Below are 18533 nucleotides of genomic sequence, written 5' to 3'. Positions count from 1 at the left end.
CGCGTGCGGCTTCAGGCCGGCGCGGGGCAGGCCAGCAGCGCGTTCGTGCCGTGCCGGCGCAGCGATTGCAGATGCCGGGCGAGCCGCTCGGCGAACGCCTGCGGCCAGGGCGTTGCGCCAAAGACGCTCGTGTGCGAGAGGGCGGCTTGCACGGTGTCGAGCGCCGTGCTCGCGCCGCGCAGCTTCGCGGCGAGCGCAGGGGCGCCAGGGTCGCTCACCACGAGCGACGTGCCCGCGTCGCTGCGTTCGGTCGCGAGGTAGTGCAGCCAGGCGGCGAGCGCGCGTTCGAGATGAGGACGCTCGATACCGCGCGCGAGGCTCTCGCGCAGCGCGGGTAGCCAGCGCACCGGCACTTTCTGGGTACCGTCCGTCGCGATCTGGCTGGTACGGTGCGCAAGCGTCGGGTTGGCAAAGCGCGCCAGCAGATCCTGGCAGTACGAATGAACGTCGAAGCCGGGCGGGACCGTCACGGTGGCGAGCAGGTCCTCGGTCATCAGCGCGCGCACGAAGGCGGCCATGGCGGGATCGGCCATCGCATCGGAAACGGTTTCGCGCCCGCGCAACTGGCCCATGTAAGCAATCGCCGAATGCGTGCCGTTCAGGAGGCGCAGCTTCATGGCCTCGTACGGATGCACATCGCGCGTGAGCAGCGCGCCCGCGTCTTCCCACGCGGGGCGCGGGCCGCTGAAGCGGTCTTCGATGACCCACTGGGTGAACGGCTCGCATACGATCGCGGCTTCATCGCGCAGGCCGAGTTGCGTGGCAGCCGCGTCGAGCGACGCGGGCGTGGCGGCCGGCACGATGCGATCGACCATCGTGTTGGGAAACGCGATCGTCTCGCCGATGCGGCGCGCGAGCGCCGGGTCGAACTGCTCCGCATACTGGATCAGCAGCTTGCGCAGCGTGTCGCCGTTGGCCTGCATGTTGTCGCAGCAGACCACCGTGAGCGGCGCGCTGGTGGAGCGGCTGCGGATGCCCGCGGCGAGCACGCCAAGCGTGGTACGCGGCGCATCGGGTGTCATGAGGTCGTGGCGGATGCCCGGGTCGCCGGCGTCCAGCTCGGCGCCGGCGGGCGCGATGCTGTAGCCCTTCTCGGTCACGGTCAGGCTCACGATGGCCACGCCGGGGTCCGCAATCGCGCCGAGCACCCGGTCCATCGCCTCGGGCGCGTAAAGCGCGCCGCGCAGCGCGCCGACCACGCGGCTCGCCGTCGTCTCGCCGCTGCGCTCGGTGACCGAATAGAGGTGGTCCTGGGCGGCCAGCGCCAGCGGCACGCGCCGCTCGCGCAGGCTCACGCCGACGATGCCCCAGCGCGTGTCGCCGCGCTCGAGCAGCGTTTCCGTATAGAGCGCCTGGTGTGCGCGATGAAACGCACCCAGCCCGAGATGGACGATGCCGGGGCGCACCCGCTGGCGGTCGTACGTCGGTTGGCGCACGGCTGTCGCCGCTTTGGTTAGTGAGCGCTCACACAGTAAAGGTGCTGTCATTGCTTTGTACCATGGTACGTATGCGAATGACTGAAGCTTAGTCCGATGTTTTATCTCGTTTTATCGGGGTTAACACTATGCAGTGACCGTAAAGCGTATTTGCTACCATGGTACAAACAAGTCACCCGTTACCCGCCATGAGCCAGACCGTCATCGAACCGCAAGAGGACACCGTCCTCGCCGCACTGAGCGGGTTCGTCGCCAACCCCGACGCTTCTTATCGCCCACAGGTGCACGCCTTTCTGCGCGACGCCATCGTGCGCGGCGCGCTGCCGCCGCACGCCAGCCTTTCCGAGGCCGCGATTGCCGAAGCGCTGCAGGTGAGCCGCACGCCGGTGCGCGAAGCGCTTGCGCAACTCGCCGACGAACATCTCGTGAACATCTACCGCAAGGTCGGCACGATCGTCGCGCCGATCTCCATTTCGCAGCTCGAAGAGGGGCGCTTCGCGCGCAGCACGCTCGAATGCGCGAACCACGTGCAGCTGGCCCAGACCATCACGCCCGACCAGCTCACGGAGTTCGGCCGGATCGTCGACGACCAGCGCGACGCCGTCGCGCGCGGCGACGTGGACCGCTTTTTCGATCTCGACGAGCTGATGCACCGGCGCCTGTTCGAATTCGCGGGCCGCTCGCACGTGTGGGAAATGCTGCAGCCAATGAAGCGCCAGTTCGACCGCGTGCGCTGGCTGCTGCTCGACCGTGTGGCGGACCATGCGCAGCGCGCGCTGCGCGAACACGAGCTGATCCTCGCGCATATCGCTTCGCGCAACTTCGCGCAACTGGGCGCGACGGTGGCGAGCCATATCGACCGCGTGGGCTCGCATCTGCCGGAAGTGCAGGCGCGCGTGCCCGACTATTTCGTCGAATGAAAGAGAGTGGAGACAGCAATTGAAGATTGAACGGCTGCAGACGATCGTCACCTCCCCCGGCCGAAATTTCGTGACCGTGAAGATCGTGACCGACGAAGGCGTGTACGGTCTCGGCGACGCGACGCTCAATGGCCGCGAACTGGCCGTGCGCGCGTACCTCGAAGATCACGTGTTTCCGTGCCTCGTGGGCCGCGACCCGCGCAATATCGAGGACATCTGGCAATACCTCTATCGCGGCGCGTACTGGCGGCGCGGCCCGGTCACGATGACGGCGATCGCCGCGATCGACATGGCGCTCTGGGATATCAAGGGCAAGCTCGCGAACATGCCCGTGTATCAGCTGCTGGGCGGCAAGAGCCGCGAAGGGCTGATGGTCTACGGCCACGCAAACGGGCGCGACCACGAAGAGGCCATCGACGCGGTGCGCCAGCATGTGGAGGAGGGCTACCAGGCGATACGCGTGCAGTCGGGCGTGCCCGGTCTCGACAAGGTGTATGGCGTGGGCAAGGTCAAGGGCGAGTACGAGCCCGCCCAGAAGGGGCTGCCGCCCGAGGAGCCGTGGGACACGGCGCTCTATCTGCGCCATACGCCCGAACTCTTTCGCAAGGTGCGCGAGGCCGTGGGCTTCGGCCCGCATCTGCTGCACGATGCGCACCACCGCCTTACGCCGATCGAGGCCGCGCGGCTCGGCCGCGACCTGGAGCCGTATCGCCTCTTCTGGCTGGAGGACGCGACACCGGCCGAGAACCAGGAGAGTTTCCGCCTGATCCGCAGCCATACCAGCACGCCGCTCGCGGTGGGCGAGGTGTTCAACTCGATCTGGGATTGCAAGGACCTGATACGCGAACAGCTGATCGACTATATCCGCGCGACCATCGTGCATGCGGGCGGCATTACGCATATGCGCCGCATTGCCGATTACGCGGCCATGTACCAGGTGCGCACGGGCTTTCATGGCGCCACCGATCTTTCGCCGGTCTGCATGGCGGCCGCCGTGAACTTCGGCCTGTGGGCCCCGAACTTCGGCATTCAGGAACTGATGCCGCACAACGCGCTCACGAATGCCGTGTTCCCGCATCAGTACCGCTTCGAGAACGGCTTCCTCGTGATGGACGACGCGCCGGGGCTCGGCGTGGACATCGACGAGACGCTGGCCGCGAAATATCCCTATGAACGCGCCTATCTGCCGGTCGCCCGTCTGCGCGACGGGTCGATGTGGAACTGGTAGGCATACCTGAGCAAATATCCATGGAAGCGTCCACTATGTTGAGCGTCGTCGTCGATCGACCGAACAGCCTCGCCGTGCGCGAGATGCCCACGCCCACGCCCGCAGCGGGAGAGGTGCGTGTACGGGTGCGTTATGCGGGCATCTGTGGCTCGGACCTGCACATCTATCGCGGGCACAATCCGTTCGTGTCGTATCCACGAATCATCGGCCACGAGTTCGTGGGCCGCATCGAGTCCGTGGGCGAGGGTGTCGATGCCGCGCGCGTGGGCGAACTCGTGGCCGTCGATCCCGTCATTAGCTGTGGGCGTTGCCACGCATGCCAGATCGGGCGGCAGAACGTGTGCCGTAATCTCGTCGTGCTGGGCGTGCATCGCGACGGCGGTTTCAGCGAGTATGTGTGCGCGCCCGCGCGCAACGCGTACCGCATTCCCGAGCGTATTGCGCAATCGTGCGCGGCAATCGTGGAGCCGTTTGCCGTGGCGGCGAACGTCACGGCGCGTACCGGCGTGCTGGACAGCGACGTTGCGCTGATTTACGGCGCGGGCACCGTAGGGCTCACGATCCTGCAGGTGCTCAAGCGCGTGTACGGCGTGCGTGCGTTCATTACGGATCAGCTCGACGAGCGGCTCGAACTCGCACGCAGCTGCGGGGCGCAAGCCGACGAAACGATCAACACGCGCAACGAGCCGCTTGCCGACGCGCTGCGCGCGCGCGGCGTGGAAGACGGCCCAACGCTGATTTTCGATGCGGTGGGCCATCCGTCGATCCTCGAAGAAGCGGTGCGGCTCGCGGCGCCCGCGGGGCGTATCGGGCTGCTCGGGTTTTCGTCGACGCCTTCGGCCATCGCGCAGCAGGAGCTGACGAAAAAGGAGCTCACGTTGTGCGCCTCGCGCTTGAACTGCGCGATGTTCCCGACTGTGATCGACTGGCTCGAGCGTGGGCTCGTCACGCCGGAATCGATCATCACGCATAAGGTGGATTTTCGCGAGGTGAGCAGCGCGTTCGAGCTGGCGGAGCACAATCCTCGCGAAACCTGCAAGGTGTTGCTCGACTTCGGCGCGTAAAATGCGGGGCATTCGTGCAACAGACTCTCATCGCGCATGCTCCCCCGAATACTCGTTAGCGCTTGCCTGCTTGGCCGCCCTGTTCGATACGACGGCTCGGCGAAAACCGTTGCGCATGCACTGATCGAGCAGTGGCAGTGTGAGGGGCGGCTCGTGCCCGTTTGCCCGGAAGTTGCAGGCGGGTTCGGCGTGCCGAGGTTGCCTGCGGAAATCGCAAACGCCGCGTCGGGCGCCGCTGTGCTGGCAGGGCTCGCACACGTGATCGACGCGCGCGGCGAGGACGTCTCCGCGTTTTTCGTCGAAGGCGCACGCGTCGCGCTAGAACTGGCGCTCGCGCACGACTGCCGCTATGCGTTGCTGACCGATGGCAGCCCCTCGTGCGGCAGCCGGGCCATTTACGATGGCAGTTTCGCGGGCCGCAAGCACGCGGGCGCAGGTGTGACGACTGCATTGCTGCGCCAGCACGGCATCGAGGTCTTCGCGGAAACGGAAATCGAAGCGCTTCACGCGCGCCTCACGCAGGCAAACGCGTAGCACGATAACCACGCAATCACGCATCCTCGCCGCTGCCGGATTCTTTCACGATCCATTGTTTGAACGCGCGCATGGCGGGCGTCGCCGTTTTCCCCTTTTGCGACGTGAGCCAGTAGCTGCCGGCCTGCACCTCGATATCGAAGGGCCGCACGAGCCTGCCCGCCGCGAGATCGCGCTCGAACATCGAAACCGGGGCGAGCGCGATGCCCGCGCCTTGCATCGCCGCTTCCACCATGAGGCGCGACGAATCGAACACGGGCCCGCGCACGGGGCGCGGCGCGAGCCCGGCGGCTTCGAACCAGAGCGTCCAGTCGTCGGCGCGATACGAGCGCAGCAGTTTTTCGTTGGCGAGGTCGGCGGGGTGCTGCAGACGGTGTGCGATATCGGGCGTGCAGAGCGCGGCGAGCGGCGCGTCGAACAGCTTCGCGGCGCGCGAACCCGGCCACGTGCCGTCGCCGAACCGAATGGCGAAGTCGAGCCCTTCGCCTGCGAGATCGACGAGATTGTTGTTCGTCATGATGCGCAACTCGACGAACGGATGCGCGTCGTGAAACGATTTCAGGCGCGGCATCAACCAGCCCACCGCGAAGGTCCCCACGGCCCCCACGGTCAGCCCCTCGTGAAAGTGGCCGCCCTCGAACTGCCGCAACACGGCTTCGATGCGGTCGAACGCGTCGGTGAGCACAGGGCGCAGCGCGAGACCTTCGTCGGTGATCGCAAGGCCGCGCGGCAGACGCTTGAAGAGGGTCGCGCCAAGCCGCTCCTCGAGCGTGCGGACCTGCTGGCTCACGGCCGCCTGAGTGACGTTCAGCTCGCTCGCCGCGCGTGTGAAGCTCAGGTGCCGCGCCGACGTTTCGAAGGCGCGCAAGGCATTGAGGGGCAGATACGTTCGCATGATTGAGCCATAAGTTTTTCTGGGGCAAGGCGCAATTTATCATCGTTTGTCACCTCGCGGAGAACACGCGATAGTGGCGGCTCTTCTGGGAGAGGTCATGATTACGCGACGTAGATTCACGATGACGATGTTAGGCAGCGCGATAGCTGGCGTTGCATCTCAGGCATTCGGCGCAACGGTGGGGCAGGCGGCGGAAGCGGGCGCTGCGCCCGCGGGCACGCTGGAAAAGCAGCTCGCCGCCATCGAGGCGCAGGCAGGCGGGCGTCTCGGCGTGGCGATGCTCGATACGGCGAACGGACACGTGCGCGGGTGGCGCATGCACGAGCGCTTTCCGATGTGCAGCACGTTCAAGGTGTTGCTCGCATCGGCCGTGCTGACGCGCAAGGATCACGGCAAGGAAGACCTCGCGCGCAAGGTCGTGTATACGCCTGCGCAAGTCGTGTCGTATTCGCCGGTGAGCGGACCGCGCGCGGGTGGCGAAGGCATGACGGTCGCCGAACTGTGCGAAGCCGCGCTCACGCGCAGCGACAACACGGCGGCCAACCTGCTGCTGGAGAGCATTGGCGGCCCTTCGGCGATCACCACTTTCGCGCGCAGCATTGGCGACCCCGTAACGCGCCTCGACCGCAACGAGACCACGCTCAACGAAGCGATCCCAGGCGATCCGCGCGATACGACCACGCCCGCCGCCATGGTCGCGAACCTGCGCGAACTGCTGCTGGGCGAGCGTCTTTCTGCGGCATCGCGCGAGCAGCTCATTGCATGGCTCGTCGCCAACAAGACCGGTGACGCGCGTTTGCGCGCGGGCCTGCCGAAGGACTGGCGCGTGGGCGACAAGACCGGCACGGGCGACCGGGGCACGGCGAACGATGTGGCCATTGTTTGGCCCACCGGGCGCGCGCCCATCCTCGTCACGACCTATCTGACGGGCGCGACGCACGCGAGTTCTGCGCAGCGCGATGCGGCGATCGCGCGGGTCGGAGTATGGGTGGCGAGTCTCTGAAGCAATTGATACGGGTTCCTAATCATATGAAAAGAGACCGATCGTTCGCTCGGTGCGCCTTCCTTACGCATTGTTATATTTGCAACATTGACTTAATTTTTTGGCGTCGATGTCGTCAATAGGGATGACCTCTCACTACGGCGTCCCCATGTCATTCCTTACCAGAATCAAAATCGGCCCGCGTCTCGGCGCGGGCTTTGCCATTGTGTTGCTCCTGCTCGGCGCAGTGGGCGGGATCGGGCTGCTGCAGGCGTCGCGCATCTTCGACGGCACGCAGGAAATCGCCACGGACTGGCTGCCCAGCGTCGAGACGCTCGGCAATATGCGCAATCAGGCGCAGGACGTGCGTCGCACGTCGCTGCGCATGCTGATCGCCAGCGACGCCAGCGAGAAGGCCTCGCTGCACGACCGTCATGCCCAGATGATCAGCCAGTTCGGCACCATGCTGGACGGCTATCAGAAGCTGGTCTCCTCGCCCGAAGAACGCCGCTTGTTCGAGTCGATCGGCACGGCCTGGTCGCACTATGTGGACGACGACAAGAAGGTCGAGGCGCTCGCCAATTCGGCTGACGGAGGCTCGGCCGAAGCGCGCGCCGCCGTTTCGACTGCGTCCGCGCAATCGTTTCAATCGGTCATGGATCTCATCAACCAGGACGTGACCCTCAATCACAATGGCTCGACCGCCGAAGTCGCCACGGCGAAGGCGGCGTACCACAGCGCGGTCGCCTGGACCATCGCGTTGATCGTGATCGCCATTGGCTTCGGCGCGACGATTGCGCTCTTCATCACGCGTTCGATCACGGGCCCGATCGCCCGGGCCGTGGACGTGGCCGAAACGGTGGCGCGCGGCGATCTGACCGCACGCATCGACGTGGACGGCACCGACGAGGCGGCCCAGTTGCTCGGCGCGCTGCGTCACATGAACGAGCGGCTCGTCGACCTGGTGGGCCGCGTGCGCACGGGCAGTGAAGGCATTGCCACGGCCTCTGCGCAGATCGCGGCGGGCAACACCGATCTGAGCCAGCGCACCGAAGAGCAGGCCGCTTCGCTCGAAGAAACGGCGGCGAGCATGGAAGAGCTGACGGCGACCGTCAAGCAGAACGCCGACAACGCGACCCAGGGCAACACGCTGGCGGGCCAGGCTTCGCAAACGGCCACGCGCGGCGGCGAAGTGGTGGGCCGCGTGGTCGAGACGATGCGCGACATCGCGAACAGCTCCGAGCAGGTCGCGCAGATCATCTCGGTGATCGAGGGCATCGCATTCCAGACCAACATCCTGGCGCTCAACGCAGCCGTGGAAGCGGCGCGTGCAGGCGAACAGGGCCGCGGCTTCGCGGTGGTGGCCGGCGAAGTGCGCACGCTCGCGCAGCGCAGCGCGACGGCGGCGCGCGAAATCAAGGAGCTCATCGGCGTATCGGTCGAGCGCGTGAACAACGGCACGGCGCTCGTGGACGACGCGGGCCGCACGATGGGTGAGATCGTGCAATCGGTCAAGCGCGTTGCCGACCTGATGAACGAGATTTCGGCGGCCTCGGGCGAGCAGCGCACCGGCATCGAGCAGGTCAACCAGGCCGTCACGCAGATGGACGAGGTTACGCAGCAGAACGCGGCGCTCGTCGAGGAAGCGTCGGCGGCGGCGCAGTCGATGTCCTCGCAGGCAGCGGCGTTGCGCGAGCTGGTCTCGGTGTTCAACATCGGTTCGGCGGGGCGTGCGGCAACGACGAGCATCGCGCCGGTGGCGAGGGTCGTTGCGAGCGCAACGGCCAGGCGTCCCGCACCTTCGAGGCCCGCGCCCGTGCGCGCTCCCGCTGCGCCCGCGCCGAAGGCGGAACGCCGTGAACCGGCAACGGCCACGTCCGATGACGACTGGCAGACCTTCTGATGGTCTTCTGATGTCGCGCGCTAAAGCGCAGTTCAAACGCCCCGGTCAGCAGCACAACCGGGGCGTTTGTATTTTGATGCGCTTAGCGGCGCGTCAAAGCACGCCGAGCGTGGACTTCGGTTCCAGAAACGCTTCGATCCCGAAGGTGCCGTATTCGCGCCCGATGCCCGATTGCTTGAAGCCGCCGAACGGCGCAGCCGGCTCATGCGCGAGCGTGTTGACGAGCACGCGGCCTGCTTCGATCTGCGCGGCCACGCGGCGTGCACGCGCGATATCGGGCGAGAGCACGTAGGCTTGCAGGCCGTAGGGCGTGTCGTTGGCGATCTCGATGGCGTGCTCCGTGTCGCGATACGCGATGATCGAAAGCACCGGCCCGAAAATCTCCTCGCGCGCGATGGTCATATCGTTCGTCACGCCGCTGAACACGGTGGGACGCACGAACCAGCCCGACTCGATACCCTCGGGCCGCCCCGCGCCGCCCGCAATCAGGCGTGCGCCTTCGTGGATGCCGATGCCGATATAGCGCTGCACGCGCTCCCATTGCTTCTGGCTCACCATCGGGCCGACGCTCGTGCGCGTGTCGCGCGGATCGCCCGCCTGAATCTGCGCCACGGCCTGTCCGACGCGCGCTTCGAATTCGACGAGCCGCGACTGCGGCACCAGAATGCGCGTGCCCGCAATGCACGCCTGCCCGCTGTTCATGAAGCCTGCCTGCAGTGCGAGCGGCACGGCTTCGTCGAAATTCGCGTCGTCGAGCACGATGACTGGCGACTTGCCGCCCAGTTCGAGCGTCACGCGCTTGAGCGATTCCGCCGCCGTGCGCAGGATCGTCTTGCCGACTGCGGTCGAACCCGTGAACGAGATCTTGGCGACGTCGGGGTGTTCGGCGATGCGTGCGCCCACGACGTCGCCGCGGCCCGTGACGATGTTGAAGAGGCCCGCAGGCAAGCCCGCCGAATGCAGCGCCTCGGTCACGATGCGCGTCTGGATCGCGCTCATCTCGCTCGGCTTGATGACGGCCGTGCAGCCCGCCGCGAGCGCGGCCGCGAGCTTGCCGCAGATGAAGCCCGCGTCGCTGTTCCAGGGCGTGATCAGCCCCGCCACGCCGAGCGGCTGCATGGTGACCTCGGCCGTGCCTGCGCGCCGCGTGAACGCGTAGTCTTCCAGCGTCTTCGCGGCGTCGCGCAGCACGTTGGAGGCGTGCTGCGCCATCCAGCGGCCGCGCGAGACCGGCGCGCCGTACTCTTGCACGATCGCTTCGAAGAGCGCGTCCTCGCTCGCGACGACCGCCTCGTGCAGCGCCATGAGCATCTCGATGCGCTGCGCTTTCGAGGTGCGCGAAAACGCCGGGAACGCACGCTTCGCGGCGGCAATGGCCGCGTCCGCGTCCGCCGCGTCGGCGAGGCGGACGCGGCCGATCACGGCCTCGGTCGCGGGGTTGAAGAGGTCGAAGGACTCCTCGCCGTGCGGCATGACGAACGCGCCGTCGATATAGATCTTGTCGATGATCTGCATGGTTGCTCCAGAAAACGTGAGTCGATGAGGGCAAGATAGACGCCTGGTATTGCGTTGACTAGCCGTACAATGCTGCATGACCTGTTGAACGATTTCGGACAATGAAAACATCGGGCCTGGTGGAACTCGAAGCCGTGCTGGCCGTGGCGCGCCATCGCAGCTTTCGTGCGGCAGCGGATGAACTGAGCGTGTCGACCTCGGCGCTCAGCCACGCGGTGGCGGCGCTCGAAGCGCGCATCGGCGTGCGGCTCTTCAACCGCACTACGCGCAGCGTGGCGTTGACGGAAGCGGGCGCGCAGTTCGTGGGCAGCGTCGCGCCGGCGTTGTCCACCATCCGCGAGGCGCTCGACCAGGCGGGGAGCTTTCGCGACACGCCCTCCGGCACGTTGCGCATCAATGCTTCGGTGGGCGCGGCGAAACAGGTCATGCCCGTTTTTATCGCTTATCTGCAGCGCTATCCCGAGATGAAGCTCGATCTCGTTACGGAAGGGCGGCTCATCGACATCGTGGTCGAAGGCTACGATGCGGGCATACGTCTGGCCGAAACGGTGCCGCAGGACATGATTGCCGTGCCTTTCGGCGACCGTCAGCGCTTCGCCGTGGTTGGCAGTCCAGACTACTTTGCGCGGCACAAGCCGCCGCGCACGCCCGCCGATCTGAAGTCGCACGGCTGCATCCGCAGCCGCATGCCGAGCGGGCAAATCTACCAGTGGGAGTTCGAGCGGCGCGGGCAGGCCGTGCGCGTGGACGTGGAGGGCGCGTTGACGCTCGACGAGCCCGGTCTCATGCTGGCGGCCGCGCGCGACGGACTCGGCCTTGCGTATTTGACCGAATGGAACGTGAACGCTGACCTGGCGGCGGGCACGCTCGTTCGCGTGCTGGAGGACTGGACGCCGCCGCTCGACGGGCTCTGCCTCTATTACCCCGGGCGGCGGCACGCGCCGGCGGGATTGCGCGCGCTGATCGAGACGATTCGCGAACACGCCGACTCTGCGCGCGAGCGCGCGCCCGCTCCCGCGAAAAGGAGCCGGCGCGGGGCTGCCGCCAGGCGCTGATCATGGTGTACGCGATCATCGCCGGTTCCGATCGCGACTATCGTGGATTCCCGTTTCCGTTGCGCACTGTCCGAACGCAATACTGACCTCTCCACAATGGAGAGACGCATGGAAACGGACATTACCAATCGAACCGCGCGCGCGAACCAGCGCGTTCTGATCGTCGGCGGCAGCTCCGGCATGGGCTTCACGCTGGCGAAAAGCCTGCTGGAAGACGGCGCGCAAGTCGTCATCGCCGGGCGTTCGCATACAAAGCTCGCGGAGGCTAAGCAGCGCCTGCCGCACCCGGACAACGTGCGCACGTTCGCCGTCGATATCGCGAGGGAGGAGCAGGTGGCCGAGCTGTTCGCGCTCACGGGGCCGCTCGATCACATCGTGACGACCGCCGCCGACATCGAAGGCGCGTATCAGCTCTTGCCGTCGCTCGAACTCGAAGCCGCGCGGCGCGTGATCGACTCGAAGTTCATCGGCCCGTTGCTGCTCGCGAAGCACGGCGCGCACGTGCTCGCGCCCAAAGGCTCGATTACGTTCACGTCGGGTATCGCCGCGTATCGACCCGCGCCGCGCGGCTCGGTCGTCGCGGCCATCAACGGAGCGCTCGCCTCGCTCGCCGGTGCGCTGGCCGTCGAGCTAGGGCCGAAGCGCGTGAACGTGGTCTCGCCTGGCTGGGTGGATACGCCGATCTGGACGTTCGTCGCCGGCGACGCGAAGCAGGACACGCTCGACGCGATGGCCGCGCGCTTGCCCGTCGGCCGTGTGGGGCAGCCCGAGGACGTCGCTCACGCCATCCGCTTTCTCATGGAGAACGGCTTCGTTACGGGGACAGTGCTGCATGTCGAAGGCGGTCACCGGCTGTCGTGACGATGCCGGAGGATTGGCGCGAGGCGGCGAGAAACTCGCGTAGAACCGCAGGCTGGGTACGACGTGCGCGCCAGCTCATCACGACAGGCACGCTCGCCGCCTCGCCGGCCCACGCGAGCACCGTGAGCGGCTCGCGCGCGTCCGCGGCGACGAGCGCGGGCACGATCGCGCAGCCCAGCCCGCTTTCGACGAGGCGCACGATCGCCGCGATGCTGCCGAACTCGCCGGCGAGGCGTGGCCGTGGCGGCGCGCCTTCCGGGCGATCGGTAAACGCGGCCTCGAACATCTGGCGGTAGACGCAGCCTGGTTCCGTCACGAGGAACGCTTCGTCCGCGAGATCGGCGGGCGTGACGGCCGCGCGCCCCGCAAACCGATGCCGGGGCGGCGCAATGACGACGAGCGGCTCGCGCCCGATCACTTCGTATTCGACGCCAGGCATGGGCACCGGCTCGCCGAACGCGAAGCAGACATCGAGCGTGCCGCTCTTCACGCCGCTGCGCAGCGCTTCGCTGCCCGCCACCTTCAACTGGAGTTCCGTGGCCGGATGCGCTTCCCGGAAGGCTGCGAGCAAGGGCGGCAATCGCGAAACGCTGAGCGTTTCAAGCGCGCCGACGCTCAACGCGCCTGCCGTCACGCCGGCTGCTTCCGTAACCGAGGCGCGCGCCTCTTCGGCGAGGCTGAGCAGATCGCCCGCGTAGTCGTGCAGGCGTTTGCCCGCTTCGGTCAACGATAGCCTGCGCCGCGAGCGGTCGAACAACGCCACGCCGAGGTCCGCTTCGAGCGCCTGAATCTGCTCGGTGACGCTCGATTGCGCGAGGTGAACCTGCTCGGCGGCCCGCGTGAAGTTCAAGGTCCGCGCCACGGCGAGGAAGGTCTTGAGATGGCGGAGTTCCATGGTCTGCTCTCGAGGGCTGGCCCAGGGCGGTAAGAGGTGCATGTTACGCCGTGAAGAGGCCCGTGGCACAGGCTATGACCCGCTTACGCCATCGTCAGGCAACCATAAACTCTAACTTGGGCAGGATCATCGCCAGCCTGCTGGCCGGGCATGAGCCGCGCGCACTACTCGACCGCGCGCGGCTGACGCTGCTGTACTGGCAGGTCGGGCGGCGCGTTCGGGAGGCGTTCTGGGAGGGGCGCGTGCCGGGTACGGGCAGCAGCTGGTCGGCGCGCTGGCCCGCAGGCTGACGGCCGAGCACGGGCGCGGGTGCAGCGAACAGCAGTTGCGTCACTGCCTACGCGCGGCGTAAATCTTTCCCGACGAGGCAATTTTCTCCGCAGTGCGGAGAAAATCGAGTTGGACGCACCTGAAGACGCGGATCTACGTCGTCGACCCGCGGAAGGATTTCGGCGAGCAAATTGTTGAGCTAGCTGTAACCAGAACTCTGTCTGCGTCGAACTTACTGTCGACGGAGCAGGCGCCTTGCCACCGGCAAGCGTGCAAAGCTCAAGCAAATTCGCTCAGTCGAGGTTTTCCCAGTATGGATTCCAAGTCGATTCACTTCTCATGCACACAGTGCGGGAAATGTTGTCACGATCTGCGGCTCCCACTGAGCCTGGACGAGGCTGAAATCTGGTTGAAGGACAACGGTGGGATTGAGATATTTGTAGAAGCAATCCCGTGGCCAAGCGAACCTCCAAATGACAATTTGCAGGCAGCGCACAGAAGGGGACGATCGTTTCCCGCTAAGTGCGGCGATCTGCCTATTCGCGTAATCGCGACTCTCGTGGCCTCGTTCAATGGGCCTTGCCCGAATCTCCTCGATGACATGCGATGCGGTGCGTACGAGAAACGGCCTGGAGTTTGTCGCATTTACCCGGCCGAGGTAAATCCATCTCTCGAGTTGGTTCCTTCGACGAAGTCTTGCCCACCAGAAGCTTGGACCAACGAAAAGCCGGTGTACGTGTCCGGAGGACGATTGATGGACGTGGTTACTGTCGAGCTAATAAAGCAAGCGCGACAGGCAGACATTGTGGACGCTTTTAGAAAAGACGACATATGTTCCACATTGGGACTGAGGCACTGTGCGCTGGCTAACGAAGGATTCTCGGTGTTCAAGGTGGATAGGGAGATCGCTTTGTATGCGTTGGAAAAATCGCGGAATCGTGAGGCTGACGGAATTGGCGCAAGCGAGTGGACTTTCGTTTCCAATCAGCGAAAGAGTGTTGATACGCTGAACTCAATCGAGGCTCGGTGTATTTTCGCGGCCGGCGATTCGGAAGGAGTTCATGGCTATTTTGGCTTTCATGTGGCTGCACCTTGACACGCTGCGGCGCAGAGCTGTCTACGCCGATTGACCAAGTGGGGTGCGGACGAAAACCTGGACTACTCGGAGAGGTAGTCCGGGGGTGTCAGAGTTTCCGCGTGGGTGCGATTCCGGACGAGGAAGGCGCTGGGGCTGCAAAAAGCAGTTAACTCCGAAGTTAAAGTCTGATGGTTCTCGGATCATTACACGAGCCATACATCGTTGTTGCATTTCCCCGACAGTTAGTGAGCTTATCTTTTAAATAAGAATAAGTCGCATTATCATCTCGCTCTTTCGCTGATCAGGGCCGGATGGCAGCGCGGCCCGGACAGCGCTCGTTGAACGCAAAGAAGAAGGGAAAGCATGGTTTCGGGGAAGCGCGCGTCGCACACGCGCATGTCGCACACGCGCACGCAACAATGGCGCAGGATCTGCGCACACGCGATCATCATCTCCACGCTGGCAGCGGGCATCGCCGGCATCGCACACGCGGCGCACGCAGCCGACGCCGACGCGGCGAGCGCAACTGCAAACCCAACCGCACCGGCCGACGAAGCCACCCAGCTCGCGCCCGTCAAGATCACGGGCAGCAAGACCCAGGGCTACGCGCCGCAAACCGTCGAGACGGGTCAATACCGCGGCATGGATGCGCTCGACGTGCCGGCCACGGTGAACGTCGTCACGCGCTCGGTCATGGACGCCCAGGGCGACACCGGCCTTTACGACGCGCTGCGCAACGTCGCGGGCGTGACGCGCCAGCAGCTCAACGGACTCGCGTACGACAACCTCTCGGTGCGCGGCATCCCGCTCGACAATCGCTCGAGCTTCTATCTCGACGGCCTGCTTCCCATCGACAACAACATCTGGATGCCGATGGAAAACAAGGAGCGCGTGGAAGTGCTCAAGGGGGCGTCCGCGCTGTACTACGGTTTCGGCGCGCCGGCGGGCATCGTCAACATGGTGATGAAGCGCGCGGGCAGCGAGCCTGTCACGAGTATTTCGGTGCTCGGCGACTCGAACGGATCGATCGGCGCCGCCGCCGACATTGCGCGCCGCTTCGGCCCGAGCGACCAGTTCGGCATCCGCGTGAACGCGATGGACGAGCACGTCGAAACGCCGATTGAAGGCAATCGCGGCTACCGCAAGTTCGTGAGCGCCGCGCTCGACTGGCGCGTCAATGACAAGCTCAAGCTGCAATACGATCTCGAGCACATCGAAACGCGCGTCGTCGAGCAGGCCGGCATCGCGCCGCTGGCCGCCGTGAACGGCAAGATCACGCTGCCTGCCATGCCGGACCCCTCGAAGCTGCTCGTGCCGAACGACAGGCCGACCACGGCGAGCGCCACGTCGCAGCTCGTGCGCGCCGACTATGCGTTCAACGACCACTGGAGCGCGATGCTCTCGCTCGGCCAGTCGATCACGCGGCGCGACCGCTGGGCCTGGGTGTTCCAGAAGTACAACGTCGCGACCGGCGCGGGCACGCTGCAAGGCAGCCAGCAATACGGGCAGATGTACGAGAACAAGAACGTGCGCCTCGAAGTGAACGGAGACTTCAAGACCGGACCGTTCACGCATACGGTCACGACGGGTGTCGTGCAGAACTGGCTGTTTCAGCCGGACTTCACGACGTACACGTATACGGCGGCGCAAAACCTCTACGATCCCATCGACATCACGACGCTCAAGCAAAGCGGCAGCGCGCGGCAGTTCTACGCGCAGCACGTGCGCAACAGCGGCGTTTATTTGTTCGACCAGATCGACATCACGCCGCGTTTGCAGGTCGTGGCCGGCGTGCGCCGCTCGGAGTACATGACCTCGCAGGCCGGTACGCCGAACTCCGATATCAACCACACGTCGGCCTCGGGCAGTGTCACCTACCGCATCACGCCGCAGACGAGCGTCTACGCGAGCTACGTTGAAGCGCTCGAATCGGCGGGCAGCGCGCCGGCGACGGCCGTCAACGCGAACCAGATCCTGCCCGCGGCAGTGAGCCGGCAGGAGGAAGTGGGCGTGCGCACGCGCCTCGCCGGCAATACGCTCGTATCGCTTGCGCTCTTCAACCTCAAACAGGCCAGCGCCGAAACGAATGCCGACAACGTCTATGTGATCGACGGCAACGCGCGCTATCGCGGCGTGGAGTTTTCGGTGCAGGGCGATGTGACGAAGGACGTTTCACTCACTGCATCGGCCGTTTATCTCGACGCGAAGCAGATCGATTCTTCCGACCCGACGCTCGTCGGCAAGACGCCGGAGAATACGCCCCACGTCACAGCGAGCCTGTTTGCCGAATATCGCGTGCCGGTGCTCGCGGGTCTTTCGGTGAATGGCGGCATCTATTACGTGGGGCCGCGCCAGGTGAACAACGCAAACCAGGCGCAGATTGGCGGCTATACGCTATTGACCGCAGGCGTGCGCTACGCAACGCGTGTGTACGGCAAACGCGTTTCCGTGCAGGCGAATCTGGAGAACGCGGCCAACCGGCGCTACTGGAGTGCGGCGGGGTCGAATCAGCTGGGCGTGGGACTCGGACGCACGCTGGAATTGACTTCAACGCTGGAGTTTTAAGCGTTGACGCGGGGCTTCAAAAAATCTTCGCACGGGGCCTTCAAAAATGCGCGACGAGTCGATACAATGGCGACCCTTCGAGCCCACGAGGCGAGAATGGACGGGATCTAACGAGTCCCGGGTTGTATTGGATTGCCGACGTGGTGAAATTGGTAGACACGCTATCTTGAGGGGGTAGTGGCGAAAGCTGTGCGAGTTCGAGTCTCGCCGTCGGCACCAAAATTGAATCGAGTCTCGTGCGCAGGAACTGCGCGGTGATACTGGAATGAACTGCATTCGCGCTTCTGCTGCGAATGGCGCAAGAGAGCCGGCTCATAAGCCGGCTTTTTGCTTTTGCGGGCAATCGTAAGGACTCCAGCATAGTTCCTGACAAGCACGCGAGAGTGCTTGCGAGGTTGCGTGCGCGACGTATATAATCGCCGCTCTTCGAGCAGGTCCATTAGCTGACATTGCTCGATTCTGCGTCATCCCACTGGCGCCGAAGCCGTTCTGCATGGGGGTATAGCTCAGCTGGGAGAGCGCTTGCATGGCATGCAAGAGGTCAGCGGTTCGATCCCGCTTACCTCCACCAACAGAACGCGTGGCCTTCGGGCACGTTGCTTCATCATCCTGATTCACTTCCCCGCGCCGCATCGAATATCACGCATCCAATTCAATGGATCGCATTCGCGCGCGCACCGTCACAGCGGCAACGCGTGCGTCGACAGAATCTCCTTGAGCACCATGAAGCTGCGGACCTGCCGCACGCCCGGCAAGTACAACAACTGCTCCGCATGCAGCTGGTTGAAGCTTTCGTTGTCGCGCGTGCGCACCAGCATGAAGTAATCGAATTCGCCGGTGACGACGTGGCATTCCACACAGCCTGAAACTTTCTGTGCCGCTTTCTCGAATGCGGCGAACGCCTCGGGCGTCGAGCGGTCGAGCACGAAGCCGATCACGACCAGCATGCCTGCGCCGAGCGCCTTCGGATCGAGCAACGCTACGATCCCGCGTATCAGCCCCGACTCCTTGAGCCGTTCCACACGCCGCAGGCACGCGGGCGCGCTGAGCTTCACTTTGGCCGCGAGGCTGACGTTGGAAATCGATGCGTCCTGCTGCAAATGCCTGAGGATCGCGCGATCGATGCGATCCAATGCGAGCGGCTCATTCGGCGTAGCGGGAGAGCGTCTGATTAATTTCATTGTGTCCTTTAGTCGTTTCTCAAATTAAAAGTGCTCTGGAGTCAAAGCGAATGCTTTAAACGTAGGCCGTTGATATTTTTTTAGCAAGCTCATTTCGCGGCAACGCGCCTAACATTTCTCCATCGGATTGCGCGTTCCAGGCGCGCACCGA

Annotated in this window: 16 protein-coding genes, 2 tRNA genes and 1 pseudogene; 14 read left to right on the top strand and 5 right to left on the bottom strand. The window is 64.9% G+C overall.

What is annotated here, in order from left to right:
• Positions 1 to 11: 11 nt before the first annotated feature.
• Positions 12 to 1487 carry a mannitol dehydrogenase family protein gene (locus A3CW_RS0126550; protein ID WP_028206260.1) on the bottom strand — a complete coding sequence of 492 codons (1476 nt, stop codon included), beginning with the start codon at positions 1485 to 1487 and terminating at the stop codon, positions 12 to 14.
• 137 nt (positions 1488 to 1624) lie between these two features.
• Here A3CW_RS0126550 and A3CW_RS0126545 point away from each other — a divergent pair, with 137 nt between their 5' ends.
• Genes A3CW_RS0126545 through A3CW_RS0126530 form a run of 4 tightly spaced genes read left to right on the top strand, consistent with a single transcriptional unit; the run spans position 1625 to position 5182 of the window.
• The gene (locus A3CW_RS0126545) at positions 1625 to 2356 is read left to right on the top strand and encodes a GntR family transcriptional regulator (protein ID WP_028206259.1); all 732 of its coding nucleotides are present in this window, start codon (positions 1625 to 1627) and stop codon (positions 2354 to 2356) included.
• Positions 2357 to 2375: 19 nt separating this feature from the next.
• Positions 2376 to 3584, top strand: coding sequence for a D-mannonate dehydratase ManD (gene manD / locus A3CW_RS0126540; RefSeq protein WP_028206258.1), 1209 nt, complete (start codon positions 2376 to 2378; stop codon positions 3582 to 3584).
• A 35-nt stretch (positions 3585 to 3619) separates the two neighbouring features.
• On the top strand, positions 3620 to 4648 hold the full coding sequence (locus tag A3CW_RS0126535; RefSeq protein ID WP_028206257.1) for a Zn-dependent oxidoreductase: 1029 nt from the start codon (positions 3620 to 3622) through the stop codon (positions 4646 to 4648).
• Positions 4649 to 4684: 36 nt separating this feature from the next.
• On the top strand, positions 4685 to 5182 hold the full coding sequence (locus A3CW_RS0126530) for a DUF523 domain-containing protein (RefSeq protein ID WP_028206256.1): 498 nt from the start codon (positions 4685 to 4687) through the stop codon (positions 5180 to 5182).
• Positions 5183 to 5198: 16 nt separating this feature from the next.
• On the opposite strand, the gene A3CW_RS0126525 is transcribed toward A3CW_RS0126530, so the two are convergent.
• The gene (locus A3CW_RS0126525; RefSeq protein WP_028206255.1) at positions 5199 to 6077 is read right to left on the bottom strand and encodes a LysR family transcriptional regulator; all 879 of its coding nucleotides are present in this window, start codon (positions 6075 to 6077) and stop codon (positions 5199 to 5201) included.
• A 121-nt stretch (positions 6078 to 6198) separates the two neighbouring features.
• Between A3CW_RS0126525 and bla the strand changes: the two genes are divergently transcribed.
• Together bla and A3CW_RS0126515 are read left to right on the top strand one after the other, a co-directional pair.
• Positions 6199 to 7080 carry a class A beta-lactamase gene (gene bla / locus A3CW_RS0126520; protein WP_407669769.1) on the top strand — a complete coding sequence of 294 codons (882 nt, stop codon included), beginning with the start codon at positions 6199 to 6201 and terminating at the stop codon, positions 7078 to 7080.
• A gap of 148 nt (positions 7081 to 7228) precedes the next feature.
• Positions 7229 to 8962, top strand: a complete 1734-nt coding sequence (locus A3CW_RS0126515; protein ID WP_028206253.1) for a methyl-accepting chemotaxis protein — start codon at positions 7229 to 7231, stop codon at positions 8960 to 8962.
• A 93-nt stretch (positions 8963 to 9055) separates the two neighbouring features.
• Here A3CW_RS0126515 and A3CW_RS0126510 read toward each other — a convergent pair whose 3' ends face one another.
• Complete coding sequence (locus A3CW_RS0126510) at positions 9056 to 10477, bottom strand: aldehyde dehydrogenase family protein (RefSeq protein WP_028206252.1); 1422 nt, start codon at positions 10475 to 10477, stop codon at positions 9056 to 9058.
• A gap of 101 nt (positions 10478 to 10578) precedes the next feature.
• On the opposite strand from A3CW_RS0126510, the gene A3CW_RS0126505 reads away from it, so the two are divergent.
• Complete coding sequence (locus A3CW_RS0126505; protein WP_028206251.1) at positions 10579 to 11532, top strand: LysR family transcriptional regulator; 954 nt, start codon at positions 10579 to 10581, stop codon at positions 11530 to 11532.
• Positions 11533 to 11640: 108 nt separating this feature from the next.
• The gene (locus A3CW_RS0126500) at positions 11641 to 12393 is read left to right on the top strand and encodes an SDR family oxidoreductase (protein WP_081771825.1); all 753 of its coding nucleotides are present in this window, start codon (positions 11641 to 11643) and stop codon (positions 12391 to 12393) included.
• On the opposite strand, the gene A3CW_RS47720 is transcribed toward A3CW_RS0126500, so the two are convergent.
• Positions 12347 to 13288: a LysR family transcriptional regulator gene (locus A3CW_RS47720; protein ID WP_035514028.1), complete on the bottom strand. Its 942-nt coding sequence runs from the start codon at positions 13286 to 13288 to the stop codon at positions 12347 to 12349. The two genes, A3CW_RS0126500 and A3CW_RS47720, sit on opposite strands and share 47 nt — an antisense overlap.
• 116 nt (positions 13289 to 13404) lie before the next feature.
• On the opposite strand from A3CW_RS47720, the gene A3CW_RS54460 reads away from it, so the two are divergent.
• The 6 genes and pseudogenes from A3CW_RS54460 to A3CW_RS0126470 all read left to right on the top strand — a co-directional run bounded on the left by A3CW_RS54460 (position 13405) and on the right by A3CW_RS0126470 (position 17772).
• The gene (locus A3CW_RS54460) at positions 13405 to 13578 is read left to right on the top strand and encodes a hypothetical protein (RefSeq protein WP_322787970.1); all 174 of its coding nucleotides are present in this window, start codon (positions 13405 to 13407) and stop codon (positions 13576 to 13578) included.
• A 293-nt stretch (positions 13579 to 13871) separates the two neighbouring features.
• A pseudogene (locus A3CW_RS54580) lies at positions 13872 to 14204 on the top strand (YkgJ family cysteine cluster protein); the annotation flags it as partial.
• A 108-nt stretch (positions 14205 to 14312) separates the two neighbouring features.
• A complete protein-coding gene (locus A3CW_RS53935) occupies positions 14313 to 14654 on the top strand; it encodes a hypothetical protein (protein ID WP_051481732.1) in 342 nt (113 codons plus the stop codon).
• Between the two features lie 345 nt (positions 14655 to 14999).
• Positions 15000 to 17201, top strand: coding sequence for a TonB-dependent siderophore receptor (locus A3CW_RS0126480; protein WP_081771824.1), 2202 nt, complete (start codon positions 15000 to 15002; stop codon positions 17199 to 17201).
• Positions 17202 to 17335: 134 nt separating this feature from the next.
• A tRNA-Leu gene (locus A3CW_RS0126475) sits at positions 17336 to 17420 on the top strand.
• 276 nt (positions 17421 to 17696) lie between these two features.
• A tRNA-Ala gene (locus A3CW_RS0126470) sits at positions 17697 to 17772 on the top strand.
• A gap of 109 nt (positions 17773 to 17881) precedes the next feature.
• On the opposite strand, the gene A3CW_RS0126465 is transcribed toward A3CW_RS0126470, so the two are convergent.
• Positions 17882 to 18382: an Lrp/AsnC family transcriptional regulator gene (locus A3CW_RS0126465; RefSeq protein WP_028206247.1), complete on the bottom strand. Its 501-nt coding sequence runs from the start codon at positions 18380 to 18382 to the stop codon at positions 17882 to 17884.
• Positions 18383 to 18533 lie beyond the last annotated feature (151 nt).

Origin of the sequence: Paraburkholderia nodosa DSM 21604 (assembly GCF_000519185.1) — a bacterium.
GTDB lineage: Bacteria > Pseudomonadota > Gammaproteobacteria > Burkholderiales > Burkholderiaceae > Paraburkholderia > Paraburkholderia nodosa.
This window is presented reverse-complemented; position numbering and strand designations above follow the sequence as displayed.

Coding starts and splice junctions, on each gene's coding strand:
- A3CW_RS0126550 (WP_028206260.1), bottom strand. CDS start 1,487: ATGACAGCACCTTTACTGTGTGAGCGCTCACTAACCAAAGCGGCGACA.
- A3CW_RS0126545 (WP_028206259.1), top strand. CDS start 1,625: ATGAGCCAGACCGTCATCGAACCGCAAGAGGACACCGTCCTCGCCGCA.
- A3CW_RS0126535 (WP_028206257.1), top strand. CDS start 3,620: ATGTTGAGCGTCGTCGTCGATCGACCGAACAGCCTCGCCGTGCGCGAG.
- A3CW_RS0126530 (WP_028206256.1), top strand. CDS start 4,685: ATGCTCCCCCGAATACTCGTTAGCGCTTGCCTGCTTGGCCGCCCTGTT.
- A3CW_RS0126525 (WP_028206255.1), bottom strand. CDS start 6,077: ATGCGAACGTATCTGCCCCTCAATGCCTTGCGCGCCTTCGAAACGTCG.
- bla (WP_407669769.1), top strand. CDS start 6,199: ATGACGATGTTAGGCAGCGCGATAGCTGGCGTTGCATCTCAGGCATTC.
- A3CW_RS0126515 (WP_028206253.1), top strand. CDS start 7,229: ATGTCATTCCTTACCAGAATCAAAATCGGCCCGCGTCTCGGCGCGGGC.
- A3CW_RS0126510 (WP_028206252.1), bottom strand. CDS start 10,477: ATGCAGATCATCGACAAGATCTATATCGACGGCGCGTTCGTCATGCCG.
- A3CW_RS0126505 (WP_028206251.1), top strand. CDS start 10,579: ATGAAAACATCGGGCCTGGTGGAACTCGAAGCCGTGCTGGCCGTGGCG.
- A3CW_RS0126500 (WP_081771825.1), top strand. CDS start 11,641: ATGGAAACGGACATTACCAATCGAACCGCGCGCGCGAACCAGCGCGTT.
- A3CW_RS47720 (WP_035514028.1), bottom strand. CDS start 13,288: ATGGAACTCCGCCATCTCAAGACCTTCCTCGCCGTGGCGCGGACCTTG.
- A3CW_RS53935 (WP_051481732.1), top strand. CDS start 14,313: ATGGACGTGGTTACTGTCGAGCTAATAAAGCAAGCGCGACAGGCAGAC.
- A3CW_RS0126480 (WP_081771824.1), top strand. CDS start 15,000: ATGGTTTCGGGGAAGCGCGCGTCGCACACGCGCATGTCGCACACGCGC.
- A3CW_RS0126465 (WP_028206247.1), bottom strand. CDS start 18,382: ATGAAATTAATCAGACGCTCTCCCGCTACGCCGAATGAGCCGCTCGCA.